This is a genomic window from Streptosporangium oxazolinicum (assembly GCF_039537505.1).
GTDB lineage: Bacteria > Actinomycetota > Actinomycetes > Streptosporangiales > Streptosporangiaceae > Streptosporangium > Streptosporangium oxazolinicum.
Map to the genome: position 1 here is coordinate 209,306 of NZ_BAABAQ010000004.1, position 17,281 is coordinate 226,586.

The window sequence follows — 17,281 nt, forward strand, 5'->3', positions numbered from 1 at the left end:
TGATTCCGCCACGCGGAGACGACGACCGCGCACGATAGATTGGATGTTATTCACCGAGACCCCGCGAAGGTTTCGCGGATCTCGGACCCTTCGAGAATCTCGAATCCTTCACGGACCTCGGGCCCTTCGAGAACATCGGGCCCTTCGCGGACCTCGGGTCCTTTGAGGACATCGGGTCCCGGGCGCGGCGTCCGGAGCGCAGGCCGTCGTGTTCAGGACACGGCGTCCGGAGCGTCGGCCGCGTTCAGGAAGCGGCGCCCGGAGCGTACGCCGCGTTCAGAACCCGCCTCACGCCCCGGCTCACCCGGCGCGGTCACGGGCACGGTCTTCAGCTTTCAGCTTCCTGTCCAACTTCTTGTCCAACGACACAGCAGCCGCCCCGGCGACCGTCCGCGCCTGGCCGTCGAGGACCGGCACGCGTCCGAATCGACTCCGGCCACGGGCCGAGCGCCGTCGCCGTCGCGATCGTCGGGTTCGTCGGGTTCGCCGTCGGACCGGCTCCGGTGACCTACCTGTGGCGCATCGTGGTGCCGATGGGTGTTTCCCGGGGTTGCCCGCACCCGTCTACCTGCCGCAACACGCGACACCGTTCACCGTCGGACAGGAAGCCCAATTGTCGTTGCATGTCATGCCGCACCACGACTGTCGCGCCACACCACAGTGGATGGCCGGCCATCAGGCGAGCATGTTCCATCTCACTGTTGGGCGTTGTCGGGCATCGAAGGCCCGCGAAGTGCCCGGAAGCTGTCGATGCCGTTCTTGGTCGCGAGGTACTCTCTCAGGCTCTTTCTCTCGGGAGCGCCTATCTCGGTGAAGATGTCCAGTGCCTGCTGCCATGACTCGGCGGCCTTGGGGTGCTTCGTCCGGTACAGGGCATCGCCAATACCCCGATGAGCATGGGCTTGCCCGTGAAGATGGCCGACGCTTTCGGCCAATGCCAGGGCCTGGTGATGATAGTCAAGAGCCTTGGCCGGATCGCCCGTGGCGCACGCGGCTTGCCCCAGGCCGTTGAGAACGACGGTTTTGGTAACGAGGTCGCCTGTTTCATCGACCATGGCCAGGCCCTGCTGGTGATGATCTTGAGCCTCCGAATAACGGCCCAGCTGCAGATAGAAGTTGCCGAGTTCACCCAATGTCTCGGCCTGGCTGGAGCGACTCCCTATTTCACGGCTGAGCGCGAGGGACTGCCGGTAGCAGGACAGGGCCTCTTGATAACGGCACAGCCCTACGTAGGCGACTCCGAGGTTGTTCAGCATATCGGCCTCCCAACCGCGATCACCGGTTTGACGGGCAACAGTGAGCGCCGGCAGGGAGTGGCTCACCGCGAGCTCATAAAATCCCAACCTGCTGTAGGTGTAGGCGAGACTGCCCAATGCCCGGCTCTCGGTCGCCTGGTCCTCAATACCGCGTGCGCAGGCCAGAGCCTGTTCCTGATAACGCAGGGCAAAGCGGTAACGCCCCATCCTCTCGTAATTGTTACCGATGTTCAGCAAGTTACGACTTTCTCGCCGACGATTTCCACTTTCGCGCGATAAAGTAAGGCTTCGCTCCAGATAGCCGTTCGACTTCTCGTAATCCCCCATCACCGCACAGGTGATGCCAAGATTGATCAGAGCGCGGCTTTGCATGTCGCGATCACCGATTTGGTGGGCGAGGTCAAGTGCTTGCCGATGGTGCTGGAGGGCTTGCTCGTACCGCGCGTTCTTCCAGAACGTGATGCCTAGATTGATGAGCATCTGGATGTGCGCCTTCTGGTCGCCGACCTGCTGGGCAACATCGGAGGCATGACGATGGAGGGTCAACGCCTCGCCGTAGTGCGCGTGATAGAAGAGGTACTGCCACAGGGTCATGGACATGTCGACGACCCAGGCGTCGTGAACGACAAGAGCCGCTGCCAGGAGGTTACCGCGCTCGGCATCCAGCCAGGCGGCTGCCTGATCAGAGGTGGTGATGGCAGGCGATTCCGCTGAGGCCACGGGCTCGGAGAGGGATTGGTGATAGCCGCTGTAGCCGAGGATCCGCACGGTGAGGGTCGCGGTGGCCAGATAGTAGGCGCGCAGGCGATTCGCGGCGTCGCCGCGCTCATTTTCGGACTCGGTGGCCCGGCAGGTCTGCTGGGCGTAGTCGCGCAACAGGTCGTGAAAGCCGTAGCGGCCGGCAGTGTGCTGCTGGAGCAGGTGGGCGTCCAGCAGTTCCTCCAGCACACTCTCGCTCTCCACGAGGGATGAGCCGGTGAGGGCCGCGGCTGCATGGGCGTCGAAGTCGTCCCCCGGAATGAGGCCGAGCAGCCGGAACACCCGCTGCTGGACGGCGGTCAGCTGTTCGTAGGACACCGTGAAGGCCGCGGCGACGTCGCGGTCACCGGTACGAAGTTCCCGCAGCCTGCCCCGCTGGTCGCCCAACCGGGTGGCCAAGTCTCGTACCGTCCAGGCGGGCCGGTGGAGCAGCCGGGCGGCGGCGATCCGTAGCGCCAGCGGCAGATATCCGCAGAGAGCGGCGACCTCGTCGACCGCCCGCCGTTCCGCGTGGGCGCGCTCGACGCCGACGATCCGGGTGAACAGAGCGACGGCCTCAGCCCGCGACAGCACGTCCAGGGAGAGCACCGTGACGTCGTCCAGGTCCGCCAGCCGCCGCCTGCTGGTGATCACGATGTGGCTGCCCGGCCGCCCCAGGAGCAGCGGCCGCACCTGGCCGGCGGTGGCGGCATTGTCCAGCACGACGAGCATCCGGCGGCGGGCCGCCGCCGACCGCCACAGAGCGGCGGCCTCCTCGAGGTCGTCGGGAATCTTCTCCCGCGCCATGCCCGTCGCGCGCAGCAGGGTATGCAGGGCTTCGAGAGGAGTGACCGGCCGTCGGCCGGGAGTGTGGCCGTGCAGGTCCAGGAAGAGCTGCCCGTCGGGGAAACGGGTGGCCAGCCGGTGGGCCACGTGTACGGCGAGGGCGGTCTTGCCCACGCCGGCCATTCCGTCGATCGCCTCGATGACCACTGCCGAGTCCGTGTCCTCGACCGCCCCCTGCACCAGCCGTTCGATCTCATCCTCCCGGCTGGTGAAGTCACCGATGGCCCGCGGCAGCTGGCACAGCCCGGTCACCTCGACGGCAGGGGACGGATCATCGGCGGGCGCCGTCGAGTCTGCGGTGGTGTGCGGTGCCGTTCGCTCGACTTCTGAAGGGGTGGCGGGCGCGGTCAGGTGAAGTTCCGGGTCGGTCGCCAGGACGCGCTGGTGCAGCCGCTGAAGCTCCGGACCCGGCTCGGTGCCCAGTTCGGTGTTGAGTGCCCGGCGCAGATCGCGAAAGACGGTCAGTGTCTCGGACTGTCTGCCGACGCGGTACAGCGCGAGCATCAGCTGCCCGCGCAGCGGTTCGTGCAGAGGATGGTCGGCCACCAACCGGCGCAACTCGCCGATCAGCTCGCCATGACGGCCCAACGCCAGGTCGGCTGAGATCCGCTCGACCAGAACGGTCAATCGCTGCTCGTCCAGCGCGATTCCCTCGGTCGCCTGCAATTCGGCATTGGTTCCGGTGAGAGCGGGACCCCGCCACAGCGCCAGCGCGTGATGAAACCGCTGTGCCGCCTGCGGGATGTCGCCTGCCGCCAGCAGCCGCCGGCCCTCCGAGGTCGTGGTGAGGAACACCTCGAGATCCGAGTCATCCGGGGAAATCCGCAGGCGGTACCCGGTGGGCATACGCGGCAAGGCGTCGGAATCGCTCAGCAGGCGGCGCAGCGACCATACGTAGTTGTGCAGACGTTTCCGAGCCGAGCTCGGATGATCGGCTCCCCACAACGCGGTCAGCAGCTGATCCTGGGAGACGGTCCTCCCGGCGTTCATGACCAACACCGCCAACAGCGTCCGTTGTTTCTCGCCGACGACGGTAATCGAATGTCCATCGCGCCACAGTTCCACCGGTCCCAGCACGCGGAATCGCAACGCCGTCCTCCTCCAGAGCCGATGGACCCGCGGGAGCCCCATCCCGAACGTGGACACCGGTCGCTACGCGGTGACGACCAGCGTAATTGATCTCTTCCACACTCGATCTGATCGAGATACTCGAACGTGGGGCACCTGCGTTTCAGCCGGAAGATAAACCACCGGATACACCCGGTTGTGCTCGCCCAAACGCCCCGTAGGGACTCCAGCTCGGACGGCTGAGCCGCGATCTCGGACTGCTCGGCGCGTCCGGAATACGGATCCGAATGTACGACGTCCCGGGCTCTTCCGAGATTCCCGGCGCCCATCGCCGATGGCCGTACAAACAAAAGCATCTTTGCGCCACATACCAGCTTCGCAGCGTAACGGTTCACCGCGGCATCCCTACGATAACAGGTCATGCAGAACAAGATCGAGATAATTGATAGGACAAGTCCGAGAGTGCGATCTGGGATGGTACGCAGGACGGGGAAGGGCAACCGGCGAGCTGTCGGCGGCCCAGGGCGGGAACGGGAAGCGAAAGGCTTCGTCGGAGGGGAAACAGGTTGGTTAACCGGGCTGGAACAACCGCCTCGTTGCACGCAGACCAGACCGCGGAGGAAACATCGGATGAGGACTACCGTTCCAGGCTCTCGGACGTCGAGACTGTCCCCGTCCGCTCGCTGCTCTCGGCGGACACACCGCGGAGCGCGGGAGAGGACCTGCAGCACGTACGTCTGCTGTCCAGCCTGGAGACCGTACTGCCCCCGGTGATCGTGCACCGGCCCACGATGCGGGTCGTGGACGGGATGCACCGGCTGCGGGGGGCGATGCTGCGTGGGGACAAGAACATACGCGTGCGATTTTTCGACGGCGACGAGCGCGACGCCTTCGTGATCGCCGTCAAGGAGAACACCACGCACGGCCTGCCGCTGTCCGCCGCCGACCGTGCGGCGGCCGCCGACCGGATCGTCCGCTCGCACCCGCACTGGTCCGACAGGATGGTCGGTAAGGTCGCGGGACTGTCCGCCCGGACGGTGAGCAACATTCGTCGTTCCGCGTTCACCGGGAGCGCTCAGCCTGCGTCACGGCTGGGGAATGACGGCCGTGTCCGCCCGCTGGACAGTTCCGCGGGCCGGATCCGCGCCGCTGAGCTGATGGCGAAAGAGCCGCGTGCCTCGCTCCGGCGGATCGCGAAACAGGCAGGGATCTCACCGAATACAGTGCGAGACGTCCGCGAGCGTCTCAAGCGTGGGGAAGGTCCGCTGCCGAGCTCATCGCGATCCGCTGATACGCGGCCCGATGCGGCACCGCGGAAACAGCCTGCCACTTCCGGTGTTCCTCTCCCGGAGACCACCCCTGAGTCGCGCTCCCCCGGACCGGGACGCGACCAGCGCCGGACATTGCCGTTGCATATTTTGATCAAGGATCCGGCTCTGCGATCAGGGGAGCGCGGCCGGCTCCTCCTGCGCATGCTCAGCATGAGTATCGCCCTCACACCGGATCGGGAACAGCTGGTCGACGCGGTTCCCGAGCACTGCGTGGATCTGGCCTGCCAGGCCGTCAAGGAGAGCGCCGCCGCCTGGGCGGAATTCGCCAGAAAACTTGAACACAGAGCGGCGAGCCTCAAAGGGTGAGCGCAAGAACGACGGCACGAGTCGGCCAGCGACCCCACCGAGTCTTCCTGAACAGGTAGAACCCTCTCGATCCACTCCATTAGAGGAAGACAGAGCGGACGAGTCGGCCTGTAGGCCGGGTTCTAATTCCGCGTAGGTGTTGCCTGCACAAAGACGCTTGGTACGGCACCCTGTCGACGCTCCCCTGAGTTCTCGTTCTCGTCTGGGTGACGTGGCCGAACCGCCGTCCCTGAGTTGGGCGCGGGGAGGTGGCGCGGCCGGGACCGGCCCGAAGAGGCCGCATGCCCGGCCGTGCCAGGCCGTACCGCGCCGCCGGCGCCCGCAGGGCGGCGGCTTGAACCCGTAAAGAAGGTTGTAACCAGCCCTCGGCTTGTCCTACTGAACGAGCCCGGCGCGCAATGACACCCACAGCTCGTGCCCTGCGCCGGTCGACATCCGAGGCGTCTCGCACGTCACCCCTCGGCGCCGACGCCGGATGAACGTCTGCCCTCCGGCCGCGCACAACTCATAGACAGTCGGCTGGCAATCACACGTCCAAGCAAGCGACCGAACCCGCCCTATAGTCTCGGTCCGCCACCACGTCAGCTTCACGTGCTTCTCCATCACTGATGTCGTGCGTGCCCTACTTTCCTGATGAAGCCGAAGCATGGTCGACTCCCATTTTGGTGTGGCAGTCCGGGCCTCGCAGTCAATTTGCTATGGGCTCAGCGAGCACGTGTCTCCGCGAGATAGAGCTGTATCTCACGATGCCGAAACTGATAAAAGGGTCCGGACCTACGAAGCAGACCCAGCTCATGGGCTTCCTCCAAAAACGTTAACAACCTGAGCGGGAAGCGCCATCTGACCACCAACCAGATCTTGGCGATTGTGTATGTGATCCAGGAGGCGCCGAACATTGTCAGCAGGACCGTTCCGCCAAGGGTAAACGTCTGGATACCGTCGATGACCGCGCGCGTCGCATCATATTGAAAGCCCGAGCGCACACTCGCAGCAAGGCCCAAGAAGACAATTATGCCAAATACTAGTGCGCGTTGGTTTGCCAAGATATCCCGAGGCTCGACCGCAGAGGAATCTTTGGGGGCCACCATGCTAAGCATGGACAGGGTGACGAATGCGACTGTCGCACCAATCGTGACTATGACGATGGGCCGTAGCTCCGTCGCGACCAGCAGGCTGGCCAAAGCTCCTACAACTCCCCCCGCGAGCAGGGAGCCGAGAATTCTTCTTACATCAAACCAAAGATGCCTAGGAGGATTCCCTTTCATGAGCTCGCTCCAAAGTGCGGCCAGCAAAGCAGAAACAATTAATCCCGCCCAGAATCCATACTGAGCCCAAAACGCTATCATGCCGAAAGAGCCGACCGTGATTGAACTTATAGGACGAACATTCGGCACTAACAGGAAGAGTCGCCACCACGCCAGGTCGATGGCTTTATTAGAAGCTTGGAGGTGAGCCGCCAATAGACCGAAATGTTCTTGGGCACGCATCGCCCGGCGGCTATCACCATACAACGCCGGCAAGTAGCTGGCGTACAAATGCTTGATGATCTCTTCCTCGCGGCCTTTGTTCACCAAATCTTCCGGATCACTGCCAGGCGATTCGTAGGCTGTGCGCGCGAGATAGGCCATCAAGGGTGACGACAATACGCTGGCCAGCGGCCCTTGTCCGCTTTTGATTCGATTCTCTACCCGATCCCAACGCGAGCGGCCTGATCGCTTCTCTCCAGCGGCCAAAAATTCCAATGTCGCCGTATAGTGCAACGGCTTCAGCTCCACTACTGCGGCGCGCTTGAGCATGAACTTGGAAGACTTCACTGCCTTCTGATATGGCTTTAGTCGGCTGGCTACGATCAACGGGAGCCCCTCGGCTCCGGATTTCGCCAGGACCTTCAAAGCCTCCAATCGAGTTTGCTCAGGAAGCTCGTCCAAACCATCAAAAATTGGCAGGATGCAACCATTCTCTACCAAAGTGATGGCGGCACGAGTACCATAATCCCGCCTAAGCTGCGGACACTGCGCTTCCAGCTGCGCAGCCAACCAAACACCGAATGAGTGCTGGGCGCCCTTTTCGTGCGACGGTCGCCAACCAATCAGCGAAACTACCAGTGGAATCTGAGAATCTCCGCTTTCACGGCCTCTCGCCCGGAGTAATTCCAGCGCCAGCAGGAGGCACATCACGCTCTTTCCGCTACCAGGCTCACCTAGAATCACCAACTGTCTTTCTTTCAACTCGAGAAACCCCGCCGCAAGGGTGGAAAGGTTGCGCTCACGGCCGCCTTTAACGATTTGAGACGAATTAAAGGTGACATCGTGCTGAAGGGCGGCCGGCGCCCACTGGATCACCAAAGGCTCGGGGTCTGCTATTCCCCGAAGATAGGACTTCGCGCCATATTCCTTCTCAAGGAAATGTGAAATAAAACGTTCAACTGTAGCCACGTCTGGAAGCATCCGACGGTTGAGAATAACACCGTAAATTGTTATTGCGAGACCCAGCGCCGCCATGCCTGCACTATAAATACTTGATCGCGCATCCCATTCTTGAAGCAGATTGCCAGCCAGAGAGGTCGGCCATAACGCGAAAATTGCCAAGAGAAAGAGAACGATACCGATACCGATCAAAGCTCGCGATCTTCCCCAAAACTTCCGCCCGGCCATGCCAAGCCTCCTCTTCGTAGGAGGTGTAAGGGTACCCCCGCGCTTGGGCGATCAGGAGCCATATGGCTATTTGTCACATAAATGCCAAACTTAGCCATTGTGTGGACTTTGACCGATCTGCACCCTCACTACAAATCACCCATATAGGCAATTAAGTTATTAAGTAACACGTAAAGGGAATCGGTCAGGCCGATAATCGCTTAGTCACGTAAATAAATAGGGGTCAACATCAGAGATGTCCCCACAGGTGTGACGCTGTCGTCGGTGACACTCTGGTGGAAGCGCTCAGGCTGTCGGGCTTGCTTCGCCCCACAGCGTCCTGGGGTGGGCAGCTTGCACGCCCGGCCCTACTAAGTCCATGAACGCGCGGTGCTCGATAACGAGCCATGCCGCTGACCGCGCTCACAGCAAGCGGATCGATCTTCGAGATGCCCGTCAGTCGGCCCGGCGCTCATGTGATGACGCTCAACCCGAAGCATCCGGGCAACGACGCTACGCGTTCGCCGGAGTCCTTGATCACTGACGTTGTGCCCGATTTGTGCCCTCTCGGCTGCTGGATCTTGCCGGGAGGGCACATCCATGCAGGTCAGAGAGTCGTAAGGCGGACGAGTCGGCCTGTAGGCCGGGTTTTGTCCTTCACTTGCGTGAAGGGGCGACCATCCATCTAGGACCGACGTTGCCGTCGGCCTCAAGCGGTCTACCCGCACGGCTCGGGCGGGCAGCCCTCAAGCGTCGCGCGCGGGACGCTCCGGAGAGCGCCCCTTCTTGACCTTGCTCCGGGTGGGGTTTACCGAGCCGCCCACGTCACCGTGGGCGCTGGTGGTCTCTTACACCACCGTTTCACCCTTACCTCGTCCTGCGACGAGGCGGTCTGTTCTCTGTGGCACTTTCCCGCGGGTCACCCCGGGTCGGCGTTACCGACCACCCTGCCCTGTGGAGCCCGGACCTTCCTCGGCGAGCCTCACAAGAGACCCGACGCGGCCGCCCGGCCGGCTCGTCCGCCGTGTTCCAAGCCTAACGGCTCCCAAGTGGACTCCAACCGAACGGCAAGTCGGCTGCGCTGAAATATGGATCAAGCAAGACGGAACAGACGAGCACCGGGGGAACCGATGAGAGCACCGACGACCGGCGGGATGGCCGGTTCCGCACGCCGCGAGGGTACCGGCCGTCCTGGGGAGCGGGTGTTTCACCGCCCCCGCGGCCGAGGTCTGTCGTGGACGTGAGACCGCCGGTTCAGCGTAGGTGCGAGGTGTCGTTGAACGCCTTCACCACCGCCGGGCCGTCGGCGTAATACTCGATCAGGGACAGGGCCGACAGGTCGAGATGCATGCGGTACAGCGCGTCAAGGGGAGCGAGCAGCGCGAACCGCAGCAGCATCTTGATCGGCGTGACGTGGGAGACGGCGAGAACCGTCTTTCCCTCGTAACGCTCGACCAGCAGGTCCCCGGTCGCCTGGACCCGCCGCGCCGCCATCCCGAAACTCTCCCCACCCGGCGGCGCGGCGGACGGGTCCGCCAGCCACGCGGCGAGCTCGTCGGGCCAGCGGCGCTGGATCTCGGTGAACGTGTGGCCTTCCCAGTCTCCGAAGTCGGTCTCCCGCAGCCCCTCCTCGACGAGGACCTCAAGCCCGGCCCTGGCCGCGATGATCTCCGCGGTGGCGCGGGCGCGCCTGAGCGGCGAACTGACGATCACCTGGATGCCGTACGGCTTCCCGGCCAGTTTGACCGCGGCGGCCTCGGCCTGGGCGATGCCGTTGGGCGTGAGCTCCGGGTCTCCGAGCCCGGAGAACCTGCGCTCGACGGAGAGCGGCGTCTCACCGTGCCGGAGCAGGTACAGCGAGGTCGCGACGGAGGTGGCGGGGCGCCAGCCGGTACCCGGCCCCGTGGCAGTGATCGTCCGGCTCGCCTCACCGAGCTGCTCTGTCTGGTCCGCCCGCGCCGACCGCTCCGGTGATTCCACCTGCCGGTCCCGCGTGACCGCACCGGCCGCCCGCCTCGGGGCGGTGGTCCCGCCGCCCTCTTCTCCATCGGAACCGCCGGATTCACCGGCGCCGAGGTCACCGGTGTCGAAGAGAAGGAGGTCTTCGGCGGGAGCGGTGCGGGTGGCGGGGGAATCGCCGCTGGGAGCACCTCTTCCGGAGGCGCCGCTTCCGGAGCCTCGGCCACCGGACGCGCCGCTTCCTGAGCTTCGGCCACCCGACGCGCCGCTCTCGGTGGCACCGCCTCCGGAAGCCCGGCCGCCAGGTGCTTCCGGTCCCGCGACAGACGTGGCAGCGGAGGCCGAGAGGGTCCAGGGGCGGCCCTTGGCGGCGGCGTCCATGGCCTCGTTGGCCAGGCGGTCGGCGTCCTTGTTCTTCTCGCGGGGGATCCAGCGCCAGGTCACCTTGAGGCGCCTGGCGAGGGCCGCGGCCTCCAGGGCGAGCGGGCGCAGGCCCTCGTTCTTGATCTTCCAGCGGCCGGCCATCTGCTCGACGACCAGCTTGGAGTCCATCCGGACCTCGACCTTCGCACCGTCACCGGCGAGGGCGAGAAGGGAGGTCAGGCCCGCGATGAGCCCTCGGTACTCGGCGACGTTGTTGGTCTGGGTGCCGATCGACTCGGCGGTCTCGACCAGCACCTGGCCGTCGGCGGCGTCCTTGACGACGGCACCGTAGCCCGCCGGGCCCGGGTTGCCCCGCGAGCCGCCGTCGGCCTCGACGACGTACGAGGTCACAGAGGCCACAGGGGTCACAGACCGGACTCGGCGGTACGGACGAGGATCCGGCGGCACTCCTCGCAGCGGATGACCTCTTCGTGGGAGGCGGCCTTGATGCGGTTGATCTCGGCGATGGACAGGCTCGTGCGGCAGCCGAGGCAGCGGGCTCCCTGGAGCATCGCGGCGCCCACCCCGAACTGCTCCTTGAGCTTCCCGTAGAGGGTGAGCAGGTCGGCCGGGATGTCCTCGGCGACCTCGGCGCGCTTCCCCTGGAGCTCGCCCTTCTCCTTGTCGATCTCGGCGAAGGCGGCGTCCCTGCGGTCCTCGGCGGTGCCGCGGGTGCCCGCGAGCTCGTCGCGCTCGGCCACAAGCTTGGTGACCTGCTCGTCGGCCGACTCGCGGCGCTCCATGATCTCCAGCACGACCTCTTCCAGATCGCCCTGCCTGCGCTTCAGGGAGACGATCTCGGACTGGAGGCTCGCCAGGTCCTTGGGCGAGGACACCTGGCCGGAGTCGAGGCGCTTCTGGTCGCGCTCGGCGCGGGTGCGGACCGAGTCGACGTCGGCCTCGGCCTTGGTCTGCTCGCGGGCGAGGTCGCCGGACTCGGTCTCGGCGGCGATCACCTGGGTCGCGATGCGGGCGATGCGCCCGGAGAGCTCGTCGATCTGGGCCAGTTCGGGAAGCGTGCGGCGACGATGGGCCAGCCGGTCGATCGCGGAGTCGAGTTCGGCCAGGTCAAGCAGACGCTTCTGGGCCGCAGGGGCTGCTTTCACGTGAAATCCTCGCACTTTGCTGTTGTGTTCCAGGCGTCCGTGACCGTCTCGGATACGCGCGTCTCAACAGTAATCCCCCTGGCGGCCGCCGCGGACGCGAGATGGTGTGCCGCGTCGGCGAGCCAGGGCCACTCGGTGGCCCAGTGGGCCGCGTCGATCAGCGCGGGGCCGCCGGAGGCCTCCATGAACTCGCTGGCCGGGTGGTGGCGCAGATCGGCGGTGAGGAAGACGTCCACCCCGGCGGCGCGAGCCGTCCCGAGGAGGGAGTCTCCGGATCCGCCGCTGACCGCGATCCGCTGGACGGGGCGGCCGGGGTCTCCGGCGACCCGCAGGCCACCCGCGGTGGCGGGGAGCCCTCGGGCGGCCTGCCGGGCGAACTCGGCGAGGGGGACGGGGGCGGGCAGCGAGCCGACACGGCCCAGGCCGCGCCGGGGGTCGTCGGCGGCGGGGCTGAGGGGGACGAGCGGGCCGGTCAGGCCGACGGCGCGGGCGAGCGCGTCGGAGACGCCGGGGTCGGCGACGTCGGCGTTGGTGTGGGCGGTGAAGAGCCCGATGTCGTTCCTAATCAGCGTGTGGATCAGGCGGCCCTTGAAGGTGGTGGCCGCGACGCTCGTGGTGCCACGCAGGTAGAGCGGGTGGTGGGTGACAATGAGGTCGGCACCCCAGTCGAGGGCCTCCTCGGCGACGACGGACACCGGGTCGACCGCGAACAGGATCTTGCGCACCTCGGCGGAGGGATCCCCGCAGACGAGCCCGACCGCGTCCCACGACTCCGCCCATCGCGGGTCGTAGCGGGACTCCAGCTCTGTGACGATCTCGGCAAGCGTAGGCACGTGCGCAGACTACCGGCCCACCCCGGACGGCTCGTCACAGCGGCTTCCCCGGTGGCTTCCACCATGGCCTCCGCAGGGACTTCCGGTGGCCTCCACCGCCCGGCTACCGGCATGGCCTCCGCAGGGACTTCCGACGGCCTCTACTACCGGCTTCCCGCATGGTTTTCGCGGGGGCTTCCCGATGGCTTCCACCGCGGCCTCCGCAGGGACTTCCGATGGCTTCCGGCATGGCTTCCGCAGAAACTTCCGATGGCCTCAACCACCGGCTTCCCTCATGGCTTCCGCAGGGGCTTCCCGATGGCCTCCGTCGCAGCTTCCACCAGGACTTCCGGTGGCTTCCCCGGCGTGGGTGGATCGCCTAGCGTAAGTGGGTACTGACCTTCGGAGGGCGTGCGTATGAGGCCTAATGTCGCGATCATCGGTGCCGGGTTCGGCGGGCTGTGCATGGCCATCCGGCTGGAGAAGGCCGGCATCCGCTCGTACACGATCTTCGAGAAGGGGGCCGACGTCGGGGGAACCTGGCGCGACAACACCTATCCGGGGGCGGGTTGCGACATCCCCTCACATCTCTACTCCTTCTCCTTCGAGAGATACTCCAGCTGGACGCGCCGCTATCCCGGGCAGCCGGAGATCCTGCGCTACCTGGAGGGGTGCGCCGACAAGTACGGCCTGCGTTCCCGCATCCGGTCGAACACCGTGGTCGTCGCCGCCACCTTCGACGAGTCGCTGGGCAAGTGGCGGGTCCGCACCTCGGCAGGGGACGAGCTGTTCGACGTGGTGGTGTCGGCCGTGGGACAGCTCAGCCAACCTCGGATACCCGACATTCCGGGAATGTCGACATTCAACGGGGCGGCCTTCCACTCCGCGCGCTGGGACCATTCCGTCGACCTGACCGGCGGGCGGGTGGCCGTGATCGGGAACGGGTCGTCGGCGGCGCAGCTCATCCCGAGGGTGGCCGAGGTCGCCGGTCACCTGGACGTCTTCCAGCGGACCCCCAACTGGGTGATCCCCAAGGCGGACGCCGTCTTCGCCCCCCGCGTGCGGACGGCCTTCCGTCGCGTGCCGTTCCTGCAGCGCGCCTACCGCGAATGGGTCTACCGGTACGCGGAGAACGCCCTCTACCCCGCCCTGGCCGGAGGCTGGAGCACGGACCTGCTGCGCGAGCGGGCCCTACGGCACCTGCGCGAGCAGGTCCCCGACCCGCTGCTGCGGGCCAGGCTCACCCCCGACTACCCGGTCGGCTGCAGGCGGGTCGTCATCGACAGCGGCTTCTATCCCGCGCTGACCCGCCCCAACGTGGACGTCGTCACCGACGGGATCACCCGGATCGTCCCCGGCGGCGTGGAGACCACGACCGGGCTCCGCGAGGCCGACGTGATCGTCTACGCGACCGGCTTCGAGACCTCCGAATTCCTGGGCTCCATCCAGGTCACCGGGCGTGGGGGACGGCGTCTGGCCGAGGAGTGGAAGGACGGCGCGGAGGCGTACCTGGGCATCGCCGTGCCGCACTTCCCCAACCTGTTCCTGCTGTACGGGCCCAACACCAACCTCGGCCACAACTCGATCGTCTTCATGATCGAGTGCCAGGTCCGGTACGTCATGGGCTGCCTGCCGTACCTGGCCGCCCGCGGGCCGATGGAGGTCAGGCCGGAGGCGATGGCCACCTGGCGGCGGAGCCTCGACCGGGCCATGGGCGGCATGGTCTGGCAGGCGGGCTGCACGAGCTGGTACAAGAACGCGGCGGGCCGGGTGACCAACAACTGGCCGGGCACGACGACCACCTACCGCCGCATCACCAGGACCCCGCGCCCGGAGTCCTTCCACTTCGCGCGCTGACCCGCGCCGCGCCTCGTACGGAGACGCGGGAGGCGCGGAGGTAGGAGAGGTAGGAGACGGGCCGGGAGGCCAGATACCGTCGTGGCGAACGAGAGCCGTCCACGCAGAAGGGCCCGCCCGTGTCCGCCGACCTCCACAGCGACTCCGTGGTCGCCGATACCCACAACGACCTGCTGATGGCCGTCACCGCCAGGCCCCCTCGGCGGTGGGCGTCCTTCTTCCGCGAGCGCTGGCTTCCACAACTGCGCGAGGGAGGGGTGAACCTCCAGGTGCTGCCGGTCTTCATCGACGACCAGTATCGCCCCGAGGGCGCGCTCCGGCAGACCCTGCGCATGATCGAGTGCGCGCACGTGCTGGCCGAGGGCAACACCGACGCCGTACGCCTTTGTGTGGACGGCACGCAGATCGACGAGGCGCTCGCCGAGGGGAGGATCGCCCTGGTCCTGGCGCTGGAGAGCATGCCGGGCCTGGACGCCGCCGTGGAACTGGTGCCGACGCTGCACCGGCTCGGCGTGCGGGTCGCCTCGATCGCGCACTGGGGCCGTACCGCGCTGGCCGACGGCAGCGGCGAGGACGCCACCGGCAGCAGGCTCACCGCGGCGGGGGTGGAGACGGTCCGGGAGATGGAACGGCTCGGCATGGTCTTCGACATCTCCCACCTGGGCGCCTCCGGGGTGGAACACGTGCTGGAGCTGGCGACCCGGCCGGTGATGGCCACCCACTCCTCGGCCCGCGCGCTGCGCGACCACCACCGCAACCTCACCGACGACCAGATCCGCGCGGTCGCCGCGACCGGCGGCGTGGTGTGCGTCAACTTCCTGGCGGCCCTTCTCGCGGAGGATCCGGCCGAGTACACCCTGGACCGGCTGGTCGACCACATCGAGCACGTCGCGAGCGTCGGCGGGATCGACCACGTGGGACTCGGCCCCGACTTCGTCCGCGAGGTCCTGCACGACGTGACTCCCCCGTGCTGCGAGATGGACTACGGCGTCGACCCCTTCGCGGCCCTGCCGGGGCTGGCGGGCCCGAGCGGGCTGCCCCTGGTCACCGACGCCCTGCTCAAGCACGGCTTCGCCGACGAGGAGATCGTGAAGATCATCGGAGGGAACGTGCACCGGCTGTTCCGCGCCGAGCTGGGCAGGCCCGCCTGAGCGAGCCCGGTGGGGCGGGACGGCGTCCGCGTCGTGCCACCCGGACGGCACTCCGTTGCATTGACCGGAGTTCGCGTTTGAGGTTTTGGTCAAACCCGTGAAATACCCTAATTCTTCGATATGCGAAAAGACGGAAAGTCATCACGACGCGCCGGGGCGACCTTCAGCGGAGCCCCGGGCCAGCGTCGGCCCCCCCAAGGGTTCACCCCGCCCGAACCACCGCTCACCTGTGCGACCGGCACCGGATTGACCGTACAGAGCAGCACTCCACAAGCCGAGGTATGTGGATATCTACGGCTCCTTGGCCATTAATCACCTTAGAACGGTAATTAATCTGCCTGGTGCCGCTACCGGATGTCTGGGGAGTGAAGTGTTCACGGGGAGCAGGTGGCCGGTACGGCTTCGGCTGACGCTGGCCGCCGTCGCCATGACCGTCGTGTCGGGGACCGCCCTCATCGCGATCGCGACATTCTCCGTTTACGGCCTGGCGGGCGGTTTCAAGACGGAGGAGGCGGCGGGCGCCGCGCTGCAAACCGTCCACCTGGCCAAACGGGGGCAACTGCCCGCGGTGGTACCGCTGGGGAAGACCGACGGCATGCAACTGCTGAACGCGGACGGCAAGGTGGTGGCGTCGACCCCCAACCTGGTCGGCGCCCCCCGGATGGCGCACTTCACCCCTTCCTCGACGAGCGTCAGGAGGGACGAGGAGGTCTGCGGCATCCCCCAGTACCCCGGCAGGTGCCTGGATGTCGTGGCCTTCCGGATCTACCAGGACGAAGGTGACTGGATCCTCTACGCCGCCGCCGGCCAGATCCCCTGGTACGTCCACCCGGAGCTGTTCGCCCTCCTCGTCGGCGCCTCCCTGACGATCGTGGCGATGACGGCGGCCGGCACCTACCGTACGGCGAAGGGAGCCCTCACACCGGTGAGGGCGATCAGGCGCGAGCTGGAGGAGATCACCGCGACCGACCTCGGGCGCCGGGTACCGGTCTCGGCCGCGCGGGACGAGATCAAGGAACTGGCCGAGACGATCAACCAGACGCTGGACAGGTTGGAGGCGTCGGCCGAACAGCAGCGCAGGTTCACCTGCGACGCCTCCCACGACCTGCGCAGCCCGCTCACCGCCATGCGCGCCCAGCTGGAGGAGGCGCTGCGCTATCCCGACGACGTCGACTGGAAGCCGAAGACCCGCGCGATGCTCGACAGCCTGGACCGGCTCCAGGCGATCGTCGCGGACCTGCTGACACTGGCCAGGCTCGACTCCGGCGTTCCCGCCCGGTACGAGCGGATCGACCTGGGCGCGCTGGCCGGTGAGGAGCTGGAGAGGCGCGGGCGCCGCGTCCCGGTCGGCAGGGACCTGGAGCCCGGGGTGGCGATCACCGGTGACCGGCTCCGCCTGGTCAGGCTGCTGACGAACCTGATGGACAACGCGGAGCGGCACGCCGCCTCCCGGATCGCGGTGAGGGTGGCCCGGGAGGGCGAGGCGGCCGTCCTGGAGGTGCTCGACGACGGCGCCGGGATCGCGCCCGAGCAGCGGGAACTGGTCTTCCAGCGGTTCACCCGGCTGGACGCCTCCCGCAGCAGGGACGCGGGAGGCACGGGATTGGGGCTCCCCATCGCCAGGGAGATCGCCCTCGCGCACGGCGGCGTCCTGAGGCTGGAGGACAGCGCGCGGGGTGCCCGGTTCGTCCTGCGCATCCCCCTGCACCCCGGCCCGGACGGCGCCCCCCGCCCTCCCACACCTGGCGCCTGACCGCGTTCCCCGTTCGCCGCACATCCCATCCAGGACGACGGT

General features: G+C 66.6%; 9 protein-coding genes and 1 other RNA gene. 4 read left to right on the forward strand and 6 right to left on the reverse strand.

Annotated features, from left to right (window positions below):
* Positions 1 to 695: 695 nt before the first annotated feature.
* A complete protein-coding gene (locus ABD817_RS13880) occupies positions 696 to 3,929 on the reverse strand; it encodes an AfsR/SARP family transcriptional regulator (RefSeq protein ID WP_344918287.1) in 3,234 nt (1,077 codons plus the stop codon).
* Between the two features lie 575 nt (positions 3,930 to 4,504).
* Between ABD817_RS13880 and ABD817_RS13885 the strand changes: the two genes are divergently transcribed.
* A complete protein-coding gene (locus tag ABD817_RS13885; RefSeq protein WP_344918288.1) occupies positions 4,505 to 5,545 on the forward strand; it encodes a ParB N-terminal domain-containing protein in 1,041 nt (346 codons plus the stop codon).
* Between the two features lie 704 nt (positions 5,546 to 6,249).
* Here the strand turns inward: ABD817_RS13885 and ABD817_RS13890 are convergent.
* The 5 genes from ABD817_RS13890 to ABD817_RS13910 all read right to left on the reverse strand — a co-directional run bounded on the left by ABD817_RS13890 (position 6,250) and on the right by ABD817_RS13910 (position 12,499).
* Complete coding sequence (locus tag ABD817_RS13890; RefSeq protein WP_344918289.1) at positions 6,250 to 8,163, reverse strand: NACHT domain-containing protein; 1,914 nt, start codon at positions 8,161 to 8,163, stop codon at positions 6,250 to 6,252.
* 638 nt (positions 8,164 to 8,801) lie between these two features.
* Positions 8,802 to 9,196: RNase P RNA component class A (rnpB, locus tag ABD817_RS13895), an RNA gene on the reverse strand.
* 236 nt (positions 9,197 to 9,432) lie between these two features.
* Positions 9,433 to 10,920 (reverse strand): histidine phosphatase family protein, encoded by a 1,488-nt coding sequence (locus ABD817_RS13900; protein ID WP_344918290.1) that lies wholly within the window; start codon positions 10,918 to 10,920, stop codon positions 9,433 to 9,435.
* A gap of 5 nt (positions 10,921 to 10,925) precedes the next feature.
* Complete coding sequence (locus tag ABD817_RS13905) at positions 10,926 to 11,666, reverse strand: zinc ribbon domain-containing protein (protein WP_344918291.1); 741 nt, start codon at positions 11,664 to 11,666, stop codon at positions 10,926 to 10,928.
* The gene (locus ABD817_RS13910; RefSeq protein ID WP_344918292.1) at positions 11,663 to 12,499 is read right to left on the reverse strand and encodes a Nif3-like dinuclear metal center hexameric protein; all 837 of its coding nucleotides are present in this window, start codon (positions 12,497 to 12,499) and stop codon (positions 11,663 to 11,665) included. Before ABD817_RS13910 ends, ABD817_RS13905 begins: the two co-directional genes overlap by 4 nt.
* A gap of 396 nt (positions 12,500 to 12,895) precedes the next feature.
* Between ABD817_RS13910 and ABD817_RS13915 the strand changes: the two genes are divergently transcribed.
* The 3 genes from ABD817_RS13915 to ABD817_RS13925 all read left to right on the forward strand — a co-directional run bounded on the left by ABD817_RS13915 (position 12,896) and on the right by ABD817_RS13925 (position 17,239).
* A complete protein-coding gene (locus tag ABD817_RS13915) occupies positions 12,896 to 14,335 on the forward strand; it encodes a flavin-containing monooxygenase (RefSeq protein WP_344918293.1) in 1,440 nt (479 codons plus the stop codon).
* 119 nt (positions 14,336 to 14,454) lie between these two features.
* Positions 14,455 to 15,486 carry a dipeptidase gene (locus ABD817_RS13920; protein WP_344918294.1) on the forward strand — a complete coding sequence of 344 codons (1,032 nt, stop codon included), beginning with the start codon at positions 14,455 to 14,457 and terminating at the stop codon, positions 15,484 to 15,486.
* 370 nt (positions 15,487 to 15,856) lie between these two features.
* Entirely contained in the window at positions 15,857 to 17,239 is a 1,383-nt protein-coding gene (locus ABD817_RS13925; protein ID WP_344918295.1) for a sensor histidine kinase, read from the forward strand.
* The last annotated feature ends 42 nt before the right edge of the window (positions 17,240 to 17,281 follow it).